The organism is Ferribacterium limneticum, assembly GCF_020510625.1.
GTDB classification, from domain to species: Bacteria; Pseudomonadota; Gammaproteobacteria; order Burkholderiales; family Rhodocyclaceae; genus Azonexus; species Azonexus limneticus_A.
The window spans coordinates 2,440,118-2,455,909 of sequence record NZ_CP075191.1 but is presented as its reverse complement, the minus strand read 5'-3'; the positions used below and the strand labels follow the sequence as shown (position 1 = coordinate 2,455,909).

The window sequence follows — 15,792 nt, the reverse complement described above, 5'->3', positions numbered from 1 at the left end:
CGCCGATTAAGGGTGTCCGTCAAAACTCAATAATGACGGGCGTTTCCGGCGGGTGGAGGTTCAACCCTTAATAGGAATATTGCTATGTCCGTTACCATGCGCGAAATGCTGGAGGCTGGTGTCCACTTCGGTCACCAGACCCGTTTCTGGTCCCCCAAGATGGCCCCGTACATCTTCGGTGCCCGCAACAAGATTCACATCGTCAACCTCGAAAAGACCCTGGCCAAGTACAACGAAGCCATGGCTTTCGTGAAGAAGCTGGCTTCCGGTCGCGGCACCATCCTGTTCGTCGGTACCAAGCGCCAGGCTCGCGAAATCATCGGTGAAGAAGCGCTGCGCGCCGGTGCTCCGTTTGTTGATCAGCGTTGGCTGGGTGGCATGCTGACCAACTTCAAGACCGTCAAGACCTCCATCAAGCGTCTGAAGGACATGGAAGTTGCCGTTGAAGCCGGTGAGCTGGAAAAGATGCCGAAGAAGGAAGCGCTGACCTTCCGTCGCGAACTGGAAAAGCTGCAGAAGTCCATCGGCGGCATCAAGGATATGGGCGGCTTGCCGGATGCCATCTTCGTCATCGACGTCGGCTACCACAAGATTGCCATCACCGAAGCTGAAAAGCTGGGCATTCCGGTGATCGGCGTGGTTGATACCAACCACTCTCCGGAAGGCGTTGCTTTCGTCATCCCGGGTAACGACGACTCTTCCCGCGCCATCCAGCTGTACGCCCGTGGCGTGGCTGATGCGATCCTCGAAGGCCGCAGCCAGGTTGTTCAGGATATCGTGGCCGCCGGCGGCGACGACGAGTTCGTCGAAGTCCAGGAAGCTGCTCAGTAAAGTTGTAACGGCGGAGCTTTAAGCTCCGCCTGTTTTAAAAGCTCAGGAGAAAAAATATGGCGGCAATTACCGCAGGCATGGTGGCAGAACTGCGCGGCAAGACCGACGCGCCCATGATGGAATGCAAGAAGGCCCTGACCGAAGCCGATGGCGACATGGCCAAGGCTGAAGAAATTCTTCGCGTCAAGCTGGGCAACAAAGCCTCCAAGGCTGCAGTCCGTATCGCAGCCGAAGGCATCGTCGCGGTCAGCATCTCTGCTGATGGCAAGCTTGGCTCGATCATCGAAGTCAACAGCGAAACCGACTTCGTTGCCAAGAACGACGAATTCATCGCCCTGTCCAATGGCTGTGCCGCACTGGTGGCTAACCAGAACCCGGCCGACGTTGCTGCGCTGTCCGCGCTGCCGATGGGCGAAGGCACGGTCGAATCGACCCGTTCCGCACTAGTCGGCAAGATCGGCGAAAACATGACCATCCGTCGCTTCGTTCGTTTCGAAGCCAAGGGCAAGCTGGTTTCTTACATCCACGGTGGTGCCAAGGTTGGCGTCGTGGTCGATCTGGTTGGCGGTGACGAGCAACTGGGCAAGGATCTGGCCATGCATATCGCCGCTTCCAAGCCGAAGTCGCTGGATTCCACTGGTGTCCCGGCTGAACTGCTGGAAACTGAGCGTCGTGTCGCTATCGAAAAGGCCCGCGAAGCCGGCAAGCCGGAAGCGATGCTCGAGAAGATTGCCGAAGGCACCGTCCAGAAGTACCTGAAGGACGTGACCCTGTTGGGTCAGGTCTTCGTCAAGGCCGCTGATGGCAAGCAGACCATTGAGCAGTTGCTGAAGGAAAAGGGCGCTTCCGTCGCCGGCTTCACGCTGTACATGGTCGGTGAAGGCATCGAGAAGAAGGTTGATGACTTCGCTGCCGAAGTCGCTGCCCAAGCTGCCGCAGCTGCTGCCAAGAAGTAATTGAAAGGAATGCCGATGTCTACGCCCAAATACAAGCGCATCCTCCTGAAACTCTCCGGCGAGGCCCTGATGGGGAGCGACGCCTATGGCATCAATCCGCAAACCATCGCGGGCATTTGCGGAGAGATCAAGGCGGTCGCCGACATGGGTGTGGAGATCGGCGTCGTGATCGGCGGTGGCAATATCTTCCGTGGCATGGCCGGTACGGCCACCGGGATGGATAGAGCCACTGCAGATTACATGGGCATGCTGGCCACGGTGATGAACGCCATGGCGCTGTCCGATGCCTTCCGTCAATGCGGCCTGAACGCCCGCGTGCAGTCGGCGCTGAATATCGAGCAGGTAGTCGAGCCGTACATTCGCGGCAAAGCTATCCGCTATCTCGAAGAAGGCAAGATCGTCATCTTCGGCGCCGGTACCGGCAATCCATTCTTCACGACCGATACTGCTGCAGCATTGCGCGGTTCGGAAATTGGCGCGGAAATCGTGCTGAAGGCGACCAAGGTCGACGGCATCTACTCGGCCGACCCCAAGAAGGATCCTTTGGCGACGCGTTATGACAAGATCAGCTTCAATGAAGCGATCTCCAAGAGTCTGGCGGTCATGGATGCGACTGCCTTCGCGCTTTGCCGCGACCAGAAATTGCCGATCAACGTATTTTCGATCTTCAAGGCGGGCGCGCTGAAGCGCGTGGTTTGTGGTGAAGATGAAGGTACGCTGGTCTATTGCTGAAGGAGACAAAAAATGATTCCTGAACTTAAAAAAACTGCTGAAGCAAAGATGCAGAAGTCGTTAGAAGCGCTGCGACTTGATCTCCAGAAGGTCCGTACTGGCCGTGCGCATACCGGCTTGCTGGATCACGTCCAGGTTGATTACTACGGTTCCATGGTGCCGGTGAATCAGGTCGCCAACGTGACCTTGGTCGATGCACGCACTATCGGCGTGCAGCCATGGGAAAAGGGCATGTTGCAAAAAGTTGAGAAGGCGATTCGTGATTGCGATATGGGCCTGAACCCGGCTTCGCAGGGCGATCTGATTCGTGTGCCGATGCCGGCATTGACCGAAGAGCGCCGCAAGGAAATGATCAAGATCGTCAAGACCGAAGGCGAGGGTGTCAAGGTGGCGATCCGCAATCTGCGTCGAGATGCCATTTCCCACCTGAAGGATGCGCTGAAGAAGGGTGAAATCCCGGAAGATGACGAGCGCAAGGCTCAGGACGATGTCCAGAAGCTGACTGATCGCTATATCGTAGAAGTCGACAAGATGCTCGCCACGAAAGAGGCTGAGCTGATGCAGGTTTAAGCCGGTTCCGCCAGGATTGCCGGCTAAATGGCCTTCTTTTCAAGTTCAACGCGACAGGTTCCGGAATCGGCGGCTGTGCCCAAGCACGTCGCCGTCATCATGGATGGCAACGGTCGCTGGGCAAAAAAGCGCTTTTTGCCGCGCGTGGCTGGTCATGTCAAAGGGGTCGAGCTAGTCCGCGAGATGGTCCGTGCTTGCCTTGAGCGTGGCGTTCAGTATCTGACTCTTTTTGCCTTTTCTTCCGAGAATTGGCGCCGGCCTCAGGAAGAGGTCACCTTGCTGATGCAACTTTTTGTCAAAGCGCTCGAGCAGGAAGTCGAGAAGCTTGACCGGAATGGTGTCCGTCTGCGTGTGATCGGCGATCTTGACCGCTTCGAACCTCGTTTGCAGGAACTGATCCGGCAGGCCGAGGCCAAGACAGCCGGTAATACCCGTCTCGATCTGACCATCGCAGCCAACTATGGTGGGCGTTGGGACATCATGCAGGCCGCCAATCGGATGCTTGCCGCGCAGCCGGAAAAGCGCGAGGGCTGGCAGGAGTCCGATCTCGAACCGCATCTCTCTATGAGCTTTGCGCCAGAGCCTGATTTGTTCATTCGCACTGGCGGCGAAGAGCGGATCAGCAATTTCCTCCTTTGGCAGTTGGCCTATACCGAGCTCTATTTCACGCCGACGCTGTGGCCCGATTTCAATACAACAGAATTTGACAAGGCGATTGCCTCGTTCCAACAGCGCGAGCGTCGTTTTGGCCGGACCAGTGAGCAATTGGTGGAAAAAACCGATGCTTAAAACGCGCGTCATCACGGCGCTCGTTCTGATAGCTTTGCTGCTGCCCAGCCTGTTCTATTCGTCGCAGGCGACTTGGGCGCTGCTGGTTGCCGGCTTCATCGGGATCGCTGCCTGGGAGTGGGGGGCGTTGCTCGGTTGGTTGGCAATTTCTCGCGTGATTCTTGGTGTGTCGACCGCATTGCTCTGCGCTTCGCTCTCTGCCGTTGATCCGAACGTGATTGGTGCAGGTGAGATTTTTGCTCCGGCCAATCCTTGGGCACTTCTTGCCTATGGTATTTCAGCGGTCTTCTGGTGTCTGGTGATGCCATTCTGGCTGAAGAACAAGTGGTCGCTTCAGGGGTTTGGCGGCGTGCTGGTTGGTGCTGTTGTGTTGCTGCCGACCTGGCTGGCGATGGTGCAGTTGCGTGGGCTGGGTGCTGGCGCCCTGCTTGGCATTTTGGCCGTGGTCTGGATGGCCGACATTGCTGCCTATTTCTCCGGCAAGGCGTTCGGCAAGCACAAGCTGGCCCCGTCAATCAGCCCCGGAAAAACTCGCGAAGGTGCGATTGGCGCCTGTGTCGGCGTCGTTATTTATGGCACCGTTGTTCGCTTGGTGTTCGGATTGGACACGATGCCCTGGGCTATGTGGATTGCTGCCTTGGTTGGCGTGACCGCGATCAGCATCATCGGCGATCTTTACGAGTCCTTGCTCAAACGCAAGGCGGGCATCAAGGACAGCAGCAATATCCTGCCGGGGCATGGTGGCGTGCTTGATCGCATTGACAGTCTGACCTCGACTTTGCCGGTGGTAGCGCTGGTCTGGTTGCTGTTGGCTTATCGGTGAGTTTGACGTTGCAAAATATCACTGTCCTGGGCGCTACCGGATCGATCGGCGTCAGTACGCTGGATGTGATTCGCCGTCATCCTGATCGCTATCGCGCTTTTGCCCTTTGTGCGCATTCCCAGGTCGACAAGTTGTTTGAGCAGTGCGTTGAATTCCACCCGCGCTTTGCCGTGTTGCGCGATGCCCCTTTGGCCGAAAAGCTGGCTGAGCGCTGTCGCTCCGCCGGGCTGGAGACAGAGGTCCGGCATGGCGTCGAGGCCCTGATTGAATTGTCGTCGTTGCCCGAGGTTGATGCGGTGATGGCTGCCATCGTTGGTGCGGCCGGTCTCGAACCGACCCTGGCCGCAGCGCGGGCGGGCAAGAAGGTCATGCTGGCTAACAAGGAAGTTCTGGTCATGGCCGGTGAGTTGTTCATGCATGCGGTGCGTGAGCATGGCGCGACCTTGCTACCGGTCGACAGTGAACACAACGCCATTTTCCAGTCGCTGCCAGCTGATTTTGCGCGCGGGCTTGGGTCTTGTGGTGTACAAAAGATATTGCTGACGGCCTCAGGTGGACCTTTCCGTAACTCGCCGCTGGCCGATCTGGCCAATGTCACGCCGGAGCAGGCCTGCGCCCACCCAAACTGGGTCATGGGGCGCAAGATTTCAGTCGACTCGGCAACGATGATGAACAAGGGGCTGGAGGTCATCGAGGCACACTGGCTTTTCGCTGCGCCGCCCGAAATGATTCAGGTCGTCGTGCATCCGCAGAGCGTGATACATTCGGCGGTGCAGTATGCAGATGGTTCGGTGCTGGCTCAGTTGGGCAATCCCGATATGCGGACCCCGATTGCCTATGCGATGGCCTGGCCTGAGCGAATTGCCGCAGGTGTCGAGCCACTCGACCTCTTCAAGATTGCCCGCCTCGATTTTTCTGCACCTGACTTCGAGCGTTTCCGCTGTCTGCAACTGGCTTACGATGTTTTGCACGAGGGCGGTACGGCGCCGGCCATTCTCAATGCAGCCAACGAAATCGCAGTCGCCGCCTTCCTTGGCGGTCGACTGCCGTTCCTTGGAATTCCCGTGCTTAACGAAGCTGTTTTGCAGGCGATGCCGACCGGTCCCGAGGGGAGCCTGGCCGATGTTCTGGCTGCCGATGCCGAAGCTCGCCATCTGGCCAGCCAATTGATCCGGGAACAGCGTTTCGCGTGAACGATCTGCCGTTTTATCTCGCTGCTTTTGCGGTGGTCCTCGGCGTCCTGATTGTTGTCCATGAACTGGGCCACTATCTGGCGGCGCGCTGGTGCGGTGTCAAGGTTTTGCGTTTTTCTGTGGGCTTTGGTCGCATCCTGTGTAAAAAAGAACTGGGTGAAGATCGCACAGAGTGGGCGTTGAGCGTTTTTCCGCTGGGTGGCTATGTCAAGATGCTTGATGAACGCGAGGGCGACGTGGCGGCCAGTGAGGCTCATCGCGCCTTCAATCGGCAAGGGGTCGGGAAGCGCAGCATTATCGTTGCGGCGGGACCCTTGGCCAATTTTGCTTTGGCGATACTTCTCTATTGGGCGATCTTCATGCATGGCAGCGAGGAATTGCTGCCGTTGCTCGGGACGCCGCCGGATGGTTCTCCGGCAGCGATGGCTACTATCAAGAACGGTGAGCAGGTTCGCCACGTTGATGGGGAGCCGGTCGCAACCTGGAACGACCTGCGCTGGTTGTTGCTACAGAAGGCAGTCGATCGGGAAAGTGTCGAACTGGAGGTGGTCAACGAGCGGCGTGAAATTGCTTCGCATCGCCTCTATCTTGCCGCTGCCGGAGAGCAGGGCTGGGAAGGCGATGCGCTGGAAAGGCTGGGTATCCGTTTTTATCGCCCAGATATGCCGCCGGTGATCGGTAAGGTTGTGGCTGGTGGTCCGGGTGCCAAGGCGGGTTTGCAATCGGGAGACCGGGTGCTGGCGATCGATGGCCAGCCGGTCGCGCGGTGGATGGAATTTGTTGCGAAGGTGCGGGATTCAGCTGGGCGCTCGCTCAGGCTTGATCTTGAACGTGTCAGTGGCAATGTGTCTGTCGATGTAATTCCGGAAGCGGCTTCCGAGCGGGGACGTAACGTCGGCAAAATCGGGGTGGCTGTTGCTGAAAATCCCGATTCCAGACGGGAGGTACGATCCTTTGTCAGTTACGGGTTTTTCGAGGCTGGCCGTCGGGCACTGGTCGAGACTTGGGATAAGTCGGCGTTCAGCCTGGTTATGATGGGCAAGATGCTCACTGGCGAGGTGTCGTGGAAAAATCTGTCAGGGCCGGTAACGATTGCCGACTATGCCGGGCAGTCAGCCCGACTCGGGCTGGACTATTACCTCAAGTTCATGGCGCTGGTCAGTATCAGTCTAGGTGTCCTGAATCTGCTGCCCATCCCGGTGCTGGACGGTGGGCATTTGTTGTATCATATGATTGAAGTCGTCAGGCGCAGGCCGCTTTCAGAGCGGGCCATGGAGATTGGACAGCAGATTGGTATGTCTATTCTCATCTCCTTGATGGCTTTCGCCTTTTTTAATGACCTGACCCGCCTGTTTAACGGCTGAACGATGAAAAAATCCCTGTTGTCCATTCTGATTGCCGGCATGTTTGCCACGCCTGCCTTGGCATTCGAACCTTTTGCAGTCAAGGACATTCGGGTTGAGGGTATTCAGCGCACCGAAGCGGGTACGGTTTTCGGGTATCTGCCCGTCAAGGTCGGTGAGACTTTGACCGACGAAAAGGCTGCGCAATCGATCAAGGCACTGTTTGCGACCGGATTCTTCAAAGATGTCCGGATTGAGGTCGAAAAAGATGTGATGGTCGTTGTCGTCCAGGAGCGCCCGGCTGTTGCGACGATTAATTTTGTCGGTCTCAAGGAGTTCGACAAGGATGTCATCATCAAGGCGCTCAAGGAAACAGGGATCGCCGAAGGTCGTATTTTCGATCGCGCCTTGCTGGAAAAGGCCGAGCAGGAACTCAAGCGCCAATATCTGACGCGTGGCAAATACGCTGCCAATATCACCACGACAGTCACGCCGCTTGAGCGTAACCGCGTTGGAGTCAATTTCAATATCGAAGAGGGATCTGCTGCCAAAATCAAGCAGATCAATATTGTCGGTGCCAAGTCCTTCAGGGAGAAGGATTTGCTCGCCCAGTTCGAATTGACGACCCCGAGTTTGATTACCTGGTATACGAAAAATGACCAGTATTCCCGGCAGAAATTGTCGGCTGATCTTGAAAAACTGAAGTCTTTTTACATGAATCAGGGCTATCTGGAATTTGCAGTCGAATCGACGCAGGTTTCCATTTCTCCTGACAAGCAGGACGTTTATATCACTGCCAACATCAACGAAGGGGATCGCTACCAGGTCTCCTCGGTCAAGATGGCCGGTGATTTTTCGATGTCTGAAGATGAGTTGAAAAAACTCGTCACGATCAAGCCCGGTGATGTATTTTCGCGGGACAAGCTGAACGCGACGACCAAGGCGATCAGCGATCGCCTCGGCAAGGAAGGTTATGCCTTTGCCAACGTTAACGCTGCACCGGAAATCGATAAGGAAAAGCGCCATGTCGCTTTCACGATCTTTGTCGACCCGGGCAAGCGAGTCTATGTTCGCCGCCTGAATATCACCGGCAATACCAAAACTCGGGATGAAGTGGTTCGTCGCGAAATGCGTCAGATGGAAGGCGGCTGGTACGATGCCGACAAAGTCACCGCATCCAAGCAGCGAGTTGATAAGCTGGGTTTCTTCTCGGAAGTGGCGGTTGAAACCCCTGCCGTCGCCGGAACTTCCGATCAGTTGGATGTCAACGTCAACGTTACCGAAAAACCGACCGGCAACCTGATGCTGGGCGTGGGTACCTCCAGCACCGACAAGGTCATCCTCTCGGGTTCCATCGCGCAAAACAATTTCATGGGTAGCGGCAACAACGTCGCCATCCAGGTCAATTCTGCCAAGACGTACAGAACCTACGTATTCTCCTATACCAACCCATACTTCACGCAGGATGGGGTGAGTCAGGGCTTTGACGTCTATCACCGGACCGTCAATACGACGTCAACGACGCTTGCTTATTATTCGTCATCATCGACCGGTGGCGGTATCCGCTTTGGTTTCCCGATTGGGGAAAAAGAGTCCATCGGTCTTGGCCTGGGGCTTGATTCAACCAGCATTACCACCTACACAGAAACGCCGTCTTACTACAAGGATTTTGTAAATAAGTTTGGCGAGACCAACATTTCGGTTCCGCTTACCCTGAGTTGGGCCAGCGATGGAAAAGACAGTTATTTCTTTCCGACCAAGGGAACATTCCAGAAAGCTTCTTTGGAAGTCGCTTTGCCTGGTGGCGATTTGACCTATTATCGGGCCAGCTACCAACTTCAGCATTTTGTACCGCTGAACTCGAAATTTACCTTGATGCTGAACGGTGAATACGGGATGGCCAATGGTTATGGTACTTCCGGGCTTCCGTTCTTCAAGAATTACTATGCCGGTGGTGTAACCTCTGTACGCGGCTATAAGGCCTCGTCCTTGGGGCCGGTCTATACAGATCCTTCCACGAATACGCAGTATCGCCTGGGTGGAAATCGCCGCGTGATTGGTAATGCCGAGTTGCTGTGGAGTCTGCCGGGAATGGATAAGTCCTTCCGTATGGGTTGGTTCTTTGATGTGGGCCAAGTCTTTGGCAGCGATGAAAAGTTGGATATGGCTGATCTGCGCTATTCATCAGGTCTTTCTGCAGCCTGGATTTCACCAATCGGGCCGCTAAAGTTCAGTTTTGGTCGGCCTTTGAACAAGAAAGAAAGCGATAAGTCCGAAGTGTTCCAGTTCCAGTTGGGCACCACGTTTTAATTCAGGAGTGTCAAGTTGAAAGTCAAAACAGTTGTTCTCGCATCGTTGATGTCCGCCTTGTTCGTGACCGGTGCTTGTGCCGCCGAATTGAAGGTTGGCTATGTGAATACGCAGCGTATTTTCCGTGATGCGCCGGCTGCACAGAAAGCTGCCAAGAAACTCGAGGGCGAATTTGCCAAGCGGGACCAGGATCTACAGCGCATGGCCAAGCAGTTACAGGGCTTGCAGGAGAACCTGGAAAAAAATTCGGTGACCATGGCTGAAAGTGAACGTCGCACGAAGGAAAAGGAATTTGGCGAACTTTCCCGCGAATTCCAGCGCCGTCAGCGTGAGTTCCGCGAAGATCTCAACCTTCGTCAGAATGAAGAAAATGCCGCAGTGATCGAGAAGGCCAACAAGGCAATCAAGCAGATTGCCGAGGCCGAGAAGTTCGATTTGATCCTGCAGGATGTAGTTTGGGTGAGCCCGCGTCTGGATGTGACCGAACGTGTAATCAAGGCGCTGTCGGAAGCCAAGTAATGGCTTCGCTAGGCAAGGTTGTGCTGACGCTTGCTGACATCGCCGCCCAATTGGGCGGCGATGTGCTTGGAGATTCGCAAACGCCGGTTTCAAGGGTTGCTCCTGTTGCTACTGCCGGAGAGGGGGAGATAACCTTCCTGGCGAATCCAAAATTCCGAAGCCAATTGAGTGCTTGCGGGGCTTCAGCCGTGATTCTGCGCCCGGATGTGGCCAGCGAATTTTCCGGTCCGCGTATCGTTACCGCTAATCCCTACGCTTACTACGCTCGGGTTGCGACGCTACTGAATCCTTATCAGAGCGGACTTAGCGGCGTTCACGCGAGTGCTGTTGTCGATTCGCCTGTTCCGGGCAGCGTCGTAATTGGCCCCAATGTTTACGTCGGTAAAGACGTTGTTTTGGGTGAAAACGTCGTGATCAACGCCGGTTGCGTGATTGGTGACGGTGCCAGCATCGGCGCAGGTACGCTTTTGCATGCCAATGTGACTGTCTATTTTGGGTGCGACATCGGGCGCCGCTGCATTATTCATTCGGGTACGGTGATCGGCTCCGATGGCTTCGGATTCGCGCCGGAAGGTCTGTCCTGGATAAAGATTCCACAGATTGGCAAGGTCGTGATTGGCGATGATGTGGAAATCGGCGCCAACACGGCGATCGATCGCGGTGCACTTGAAGACACGGTGATTGGCGATGGCTGCAAGTTGGACAATCAGGTCCATGTCGCCCACAACTGCCGCATTGGCGCAAATACGGTACTGGCTGGTTGCGTTGGTATTGCGGGTAGTACGGTTTTTGGCGAACACTGTATTGTCGGCGGTGGTAGTTTGATCTCCGGGCATTTGAATATTGCTGCAGGGACGACGATTTCCGGCGGTACGACGGTGATGAAGAGCATTCTGAATCCCGGCGTCTATACCAGCGTATTCCCGCTGGATACCCATGAAGAATGGCTGCGTAACGCGTCGCATATTCGTCGTCTTTCGAAGTTGGCAGAGCGTGTTTCCGAGCTAGAGAAAAAACTTAAAGAAAAAGATATAGAAGGTTGATCAAATGGACATTATCGAGATTCTTGAACATCTGCCACATCGTTACCCGTTCTTGCTGGTTGACCGCGTACTCGAAATCGAACCGGGCAAATCCATTCATGCCTACAAGAACGTGACGATCAATGAGCCGTTCTTCGTTGGGCATTTTCCGCATCATCCGGTGATGCCGGGGGTGTTGATCATGGAAGCACTGGCTCAGGCTGCCGGCATTCTTTCTTTCAAGTCGATGGATGAAAAACCGTCGCCGGATACCGTGTTCTACTTCGCTGGCATTGATGAGGCGCGTTTCAAGAAGCCGGTGATGCCAGGCGACCAGCTGCACCTGCACGTTGAAATCGAGCGTCAGATGCGTGGCGTCTGGAAGTACAAGGCAGAAGCACGCGTCGATGGGCAGCTGGCTGCCTCGGCCAAGTTGATGTGCGCCAAACGGGATCTCTGAAATGATTCACTCGACCGCTATTGTCGATCCGGGTGCCAAGATCGGTGCCAATGTCGAGATCGGCCCCTACGCCATCATCGGTGCCAACGTCGAGATTGGTGACAACACCCAGATCGGGCCGCACACTGTTATCAAGGGACATACCAAGATCGGTCGTGATAACCGGATTTTCCAGTTCTGCTCGCTCGGCGAGGTGCCTCAGGACAAGAAATACGCCGGTGAGCCGACCCGTCTCGAAATTGGCGATCGCAACACGATCCGCGAGTTCTGCACTTTCAATCTCGGTACGGTTCAGGATGCGGGCGTTACCCGGATTGGTGACGACAACTGGATCATGGCTTATGTGCATATTGCGCACGATTGCCAGGTCGGCAACAAGACGACCTTTGCCAACAATACCCAGTTGGCTGGGCATGTGATTGTCGATGACTGGGCGATTCTCGGCGGCTTTACCGGGGTGCATCAGTTCTGCCGCATTGGCGCGCATGTGATGACGGCAGTCAGCACCGTGATCCTGCAGGATGTGCCGCCTTATCTGATGGCGGCCGGCAATACGGCGACGCCTTACGGTATCAATGTCGAAGGTCTGAAGCGTCGCGGCTTTACTGCCGATGCGATTACTGCCCTGAAGCGTGCCTATCGCACCCTGTACAAATCTGGCCTACTGCTTGAAGAAGCCAAGACCAAATTGGCTGAAGAGGCCAAGACCCAGCCGGATATCCAGCGCCTTGTCGATTTTCTCGAGGTCTCCAAGCGAGGCATCATTCGCTGATATGGGAAGCGCTGTACGGATTGCCATGGTGGCAGGGGAGGCCTCCGGGGATCTCCTGGCCAGCCACCTGATTGCTGCATTGAAGACGCACCTGCCGGATGCCGTTTTTTACGGGATCGGCGGGCCGAAGATGCAGGCTCAGGGTTTCGATAGCTGGTGGCCGATGGAAAAGCTGTCGGTCATGGGCTATTGGGATGCCCTGAAGCATTACCGTGAAATTGCCGGTATCCGCCGCCAGTTGAGGAATCGGCTACTTGATCTGAAACCGGATATTTTCATCGGTGTCGACGCACCGGATTTCAACCTGGGTCTGGAAACCAATCTCAAGGCAGCCGGCGTGCGGACCATCCATTACGTCAGCCCGTCGATCTGGGCCTGGCGTGGTGGCCGGGTCAAGAAGATTGCCAAGGCGGTTAACCGTGTGCTGGCCCTGTTCCCGATGGAGCCGGCGCTCTACGAAAAGGAGCGGGTGCCGGTGACCTATGTCGGTCATCCGCTGGCCGACATCATTCCTTTGCAGACCAACAAGCAGGCGGTTCGGGAAAAGCTTTCGCTGCCGCGTGATTACCCCATCTTTGCCATGCTGCCGGGCAGTCGCCAAGGTGAACTGGCCATGATGGCCGAGACTTTTGTCGAAACGGCCAAGATCATTCGCGAACGACATTTGCCGAACGCGATGTTTGTCGTGCCCTTGGCGACGCGTGAAACACGCCTGCAGTTCGAGTTGGCCATCTATAACCAGCAGGCTGGCGATGTGCCGTTCCGCCTGCTGTTCGGCCATGCCCAGGATGCGCTTGGCGCAGCCGATGTATCGCTGGTGGCGAGTGGTACGGCGACGCTGGAAGCGGCGCTGATCAAGCGGCCGATGGTGATCACCTACAAGATCGCCAAATTCTCCTACTGGTTGATGAAGCGCATGGCCTACCTGCCGTATGTCGGCTTGCCCAATGTGCTGGCCGGGCGCTTTGTGGTGCCGGAAATTCTGCAGGATGAAGCGACGCCGGAGAACCTCGCCGAGGCCTTGGTCAAGCTGTACGAGGACAAGGAGAACGCCGAGGCGGTTGAAGAGGCGTTTACCGATATCCATCTGCAATTGCGCCAGAACACCGCTGACAAGGCCGCTCATGCGGTCATTGAATGCCTGAACTGATTGTCCCGGTCGGCCTCGTCTGTGGCATTGACGAGGCCGGGCGCGGCCCGCTGGCCGGGCCGGTTGTCGCTGCTGCGGTCATTCTCGATCCAGAGCGCCCGATTGCCGGGCTGAACGATTCCAAAAAGCTGAGCGAGAAGAAGCGCGATGCGTTGGCCGAAATCATCCGGGAACGGGCACTGGCCTGGGCGGTGGCGGAAGCGACCGTCGAGGAAATCGATCGCCTGAATATTCTGCAGGCGACGATGCTGGCCATGCAGCGCGCCGTGGCCGCCTTGCAGGTGAAGGCGGAAAGTGCGTTGGTGGATGGCAATCGCTGCCCCAAACTCGATATTCCTTGCGAAGCAGTGGTCAAGGGGGATGGCAAGATCGCCTCGATTGCGGCGGCCTCCATCCTCGCCAAGACTGTGCGCGATGCCGGCATGCTGGTCTTGCATGCGCAGTATCCGCAATACGGTTTTGACCGGCACATGGGCTACCCGACGGCGGCGCATTTTGCGGCCCTGGAAGCGCATGGTGCATCACCGGTGCATCGGCGCAGCTTCGGGCCGGTGGCAAGGCAGTTGTCGTTGCTATGAAACTGATCCAGTCGCGCGACAACGCATTCTTCAAGCAACTCAAACGGCTGGCCGAGTCTGGACGTGAGCGCCGGAAGACCGGGCAGACCTTGCTTGATGGCGTGCATCTGGTCGAGGCTTACGAGAAAGCCTTCGGGCCGCTGGAGAACTTGATCGTCGCCGAGTCGGCGCTGGCTGGCGGGGAGATTGCGGCTTATCTCGAAGGGCGTCAGCCGGTGGTGCTGGCTGATGCGCTGATGCGCGACTTGGGCCTGGTGGATACGCCGAGCGGCCTGTTGGCTGTGGCGCCCATGCCGCAGCAGACGGCGGCGATTGACCTTGGGAATGATGCCGTCTTGCTCGATGGTGTACAGGATCCAGGCAATGTCGGCACCCTGTTGCGGACGGCGGCAGCCTCGGGGGTGAAGCAGGTGTTACTGGCGCCGGGCTGTGCCTCGGCCTGGTCACCCAAGGTCTTGCGGGCCGGGCAGGGCGCGCATTTTGTCCTCGTCATCCATGAAGAGGCAGATCTGGCGGCTTTCATGGCTGACTATCGTGGCACGACGGCCGTGACCTGCCTGGATGGTGCGACCTCGCTTTACGAGGCGCGTTGGACCGGGCCACTAGCCTGGGTGTTCGGCGCCGAGGGGCTGGGCGTGCGCCGAGAATTGATCGAAGCGGCCAAGCTGAGGATCAAAATTCCCATGCCGGGTGCGGTCGAATCACTGAATGTCGGCGCGGCGGCAGCGGTTTGCCTGTTCGAGGCATTGCGTCGGCGGCTCGGGTAAAGGGCGCTACTGGCCACAATCGCTGCTGATTGACCCGGCCATCAAATTCGTCACTCCCGCGAAGGCGGGAGTCCATGGTTGAACTGGATTCCCGCTTGCGCACCCCAAGGGTACTTCCTGCGGGGCGCTGGAATGACCCAAAAGACACCCGATCAGCGCAGCTTCAGTTCCTGCAGGATCGTCGTCGAGATTTCCTCGATTGACTTGGTCGATGAATCCAGCCAGCGTATGCCTTCGCGGCGCATCATCTTTTCGGCTTCGGCAATCTCGAAACGGCAGTTGGCCAGCGAGGCGTAATTGCTTGAAGCGCGGCGCTCTTCGCGAATTTGATGCAGACGCTCGGGCTGGATGGTCAGGCCGAACAGCTTGGAGCGATGCTTTTCCAGCGTGCCGGGCAGGCGGCCGCGGTCGAAATCTTCCGGAATCAGCGGGAAGTTGGCCGCTTTCAGGCCGAATTGCATGGCCAGATAGAGCGAAGTCGGGGTCTTGCCGCAGCGGGAGACGGCGACGAGGATCACATCAGCTTCTTCCAGATCGCGGTCGGTGATGCCGTCATCGTGCGCCAGCGTGTAGTTGATTGACTCGATGCGCTTCTTGTATTCCGAGCTCTCGGCCGAGCCGTGCGAACGGCCAACCGTGTGGTTCGACTTGATACCGAGTTCTGCTTCCAGTGGGGCGAGGAAGGTGTCGAAGTACGATAGGCAGAAGGCATCGGCTTGGTGAACGATGCTGGAAAGTTCGGGATTGACCAGCGTCGTGAAGACGATGGAGCGCATCCCGTCGCTTTCTCCCTGGCCGTTGATTCGGGCGACCGCTTCTTGCGCCTGCTCGACCGTGGTCAGGAAGGGGATGCGGATCTGCTTGAACTCGATGTCCTCGAACTGGGTCATCAGGCTGTGGCCGAGGGCTTCGACCGTCAGGCCGGTGCCGTCGGACACGAAAAAAACGGTGCGTTTGATAGTGGTAGGCATTCGGTG

At 56.8% G+C, this 15,792-nt stretch carries 17 protein-coding genes; 16 read left to right on the top strand and 1 reads right to left on the bottom strand.

Annotated features, from left to right (window positions below; translation table 11 throughout):
• Positions 1 to 84 precede the first annotated feature (84 nt).
• The 16 genes from rpsB to KI617_RS11635 are packed head-to-tail and all read left to right on the top strand — an operon-like array spanning position 85 to position 14,815.
• Positions 85 to 831, top strand: a complete 747-nt coding sequence (gene rpsB / locus KI617_RS11710) for a 30S ribosomal protein S2 (protein WP_226446444.1) — start codon at positions 85 to 87, stop codon at positions 829 to 831.
• 56 nt (positions 832 to 887) lie between these two features.
• Positions 888 to 1,787, top strand: a complete 900-nt coding sequence (tsf, locus tag KI617_RS11705) for a translation elongation factor Ts (RefSeq protein ID WP_011287494.1) — start codon at positions 888 to 890, stop codon at positions 1,785 to 1,787.
• 15 nt (positions 1,788 to 1,802) lie between these two features.
• Entirely contained in the window at positions 1,803 to 2,519 is a 717-nt protein-coding gene (gene pyrH / locus KI617_RS11700) for a UMP kinase (RefSeq protein WP_226446442.1), read from the top strand.
• A gap of 12 nt (positions 2,520 to 2,531) precedes the next feature.
• Positions 2,532 to 3,089: a ribosome recycling factor gene (frr, locus tag KI617_RS11695; protein WP_226446441.1), complete on the top strand. Its 558-nt coding sequence runs from the start codon at positions 2,532 to 2,534 to the stop codon at positions 3,087 to 3,089.
• Positions 3,090 to 3,116: 27 nt separating this feature from the next.
• The gene (uppS, locus tag KI617_RS11690) at positions 3,117 to 3,878 is read left to right on the top strand and encodes a polyprenyl diphosphate synthase (protein ID WP_226446439.1); all 762 of its coding nucleotides are present in this window, start codon (positions 3,117 to 3,119) and stop codon (positions 3,876 to 3,878) included.
• A complete protein-coding gene (locus KI617_RS11685; RefSeq protein ID WP_226446437.1) occupies positions 3,871 to 4,701 on the top strand; it encodes a phosphatidate cytidylyltransferase in 831 nt (276 codons plus the stop codon). The genes uppS and KI617_RS11685 overlap by 8 nt, the downstream gene beginning before the upstream one ends.
• On the top strand, positions 4,698 to 5,894 hold the full coding sequence (gene ispC / locus KI617_RS11680) for a 1-deoxy-D-xylulose-5-phosphate reductoisomerase (RefSeq protein WP_226446436.1): 1,197 nt from the start codon (positions 4,698 to 4,700) through the stop codon (positions 5,892 to 5,894). Before KI617_RS11685 ends, ispC begins: the two co-directional genes overlap by 4 nt.
• The gene (gene rseP / locus KI617_RS11675; protein ID WP_226446430.1) at positions 5,891 to 7,258 is read left to right on the top strand and encodes an RIP metalloprotease RseP; all 1,368 of its coding nucleotides are present in this window, start codon (positions 5,891 to 5,893) and stop codon (positions 7,256 to 7,258) included. Before ispC ends, rseP begins: the two co-directional genes overlap by 4 nt.
• A gap of 3 nt (positions 7,259 to 7,261) precedes the next feature.
• Positions 7,262 to 9,547: an outer membrane protein assembly factor BamA gene (gene bamA, locus KI617_RS11670; protein WP_226446429.1), complete on the top strand. Its 2,286-nt coding sequence runs from the start codon at positions 7,262 to 7,264 to the stop codon at positions 9,545 to 9,547.
• 48 nt (positions 9,548 to 9,595) lie between these two features.
• Positions 9,596 to 10,066 (top strand): OmpH family outer membrane protein, encoded by a 471-nt coding sequence (locus KI617_RS11665; protein WP_226451873.1) that lies wholly within the window; start codon positions 9,596 to 9,598, stop codon positions 10,064 to 10,066.
• The gene (lpxD, locus tag KI617_RS11660; protein WP_226446427.1) at positions 10,066 to 11,109 is read left to right on the top strand and encodes a UDP-3-O-(3-hydroxymyristoyl)glucosamine N-acyltransferase; all 1,044 of its coding nucleotides are present in this window, start codon (positions 10,066 to 10,068) and stop codon (positions 11,107 to 11,109) included. The genes KI617_RS11665 and lpxD overlap by 1 nt, the downstream gene beginning before the upstream one ends.
• A 4-nt stretch (positions 11,110 to 11,113) precedes the next feature.
• Positions 11,114 to 11,548, top strand: a complete 435-nt coding sequence (fabZ, locus tag KI617_RS11655) for a 3-hydroxyacyl-ACP dehydratase FabZ (protein ID WP_226446422.1) — start codon at positions 11,114 to 11,116, stop codon at positions 11,546 to 11,548.
• Position 11,549: 1 nt separating this feature from the next.
• On the top strand, positions 11,550 to 12,320 hold the full coding sequence (gene lpxA / locus KI617_RS11650; protein ID WP_226446420.1) for an acyl-ACP--UDP-N-acetylglucosamine O-acyltransferase: 771 nt from the start codon (positions 11,550 to 11,552) through the stop codon (positions 12,318 to 12,320).
• 1 nt (position 12,321) lies between these two features.
• Complete coding sequence (gene lpxB / locus KI617_RS11645; protein WP_226446418.1) at positions 12,322 to 13,470, top strand: lipid-A-disaccharide synthase; 1,149 nt, start codon at positions 12,322 to 12,324, stop codon at positions 13,468 to 13,470.
• On the top strand, positions 13,458 to 14,048 hold the full coding sequence (rnhB, locus tag KI617_RS11640; protein ID WP_226446416.1) for a ribonuclease HII: 591 nt from the start codon (positions 13,458 to 13,460) through the stop codon (positions 14,046 to 14,048). Before lpxB ends, rnhB begins: the two co-directional genes overlap by 13 nt.
• Positions 14,045 to 14,815 (top strand): TrmH family RNA methyltransferase, encoded by a 771-nt coding sequence (locus tag KI617_RS11635; protein ID WP_226446414.1) that lies wholly within the window; start codon positions 14,045 to 14,047, stop codon positions 14,813 to 14,815. The genes rnhB and KI617_RS11635 overlap by 4 nt, the downstream gene beginning before the upstream one ends.
• A gap of 152 nt (positions 14,816 to 14,967) precedes the next feature.
• Here KI617_RS11635 and ppsR read toward each other — a convergent pair whose 3' ends face one another.
• Positions 14,968 to 15,786 (bottom strand): posphoenolpyruvate synthetase regulatory kinase/phosphorylase PpsR, encoded by an 819-nt coding sequence (ppsR, locus tag KI617_RS11630; protein ID WP_226446411.1) that lies wholly within the window; start codon positions 15,784 to 15,786, stop codon positions 14,968 to 14,970.
• Positions 15,787 to 15,792 lie beyond the last annotated feature (6 nt).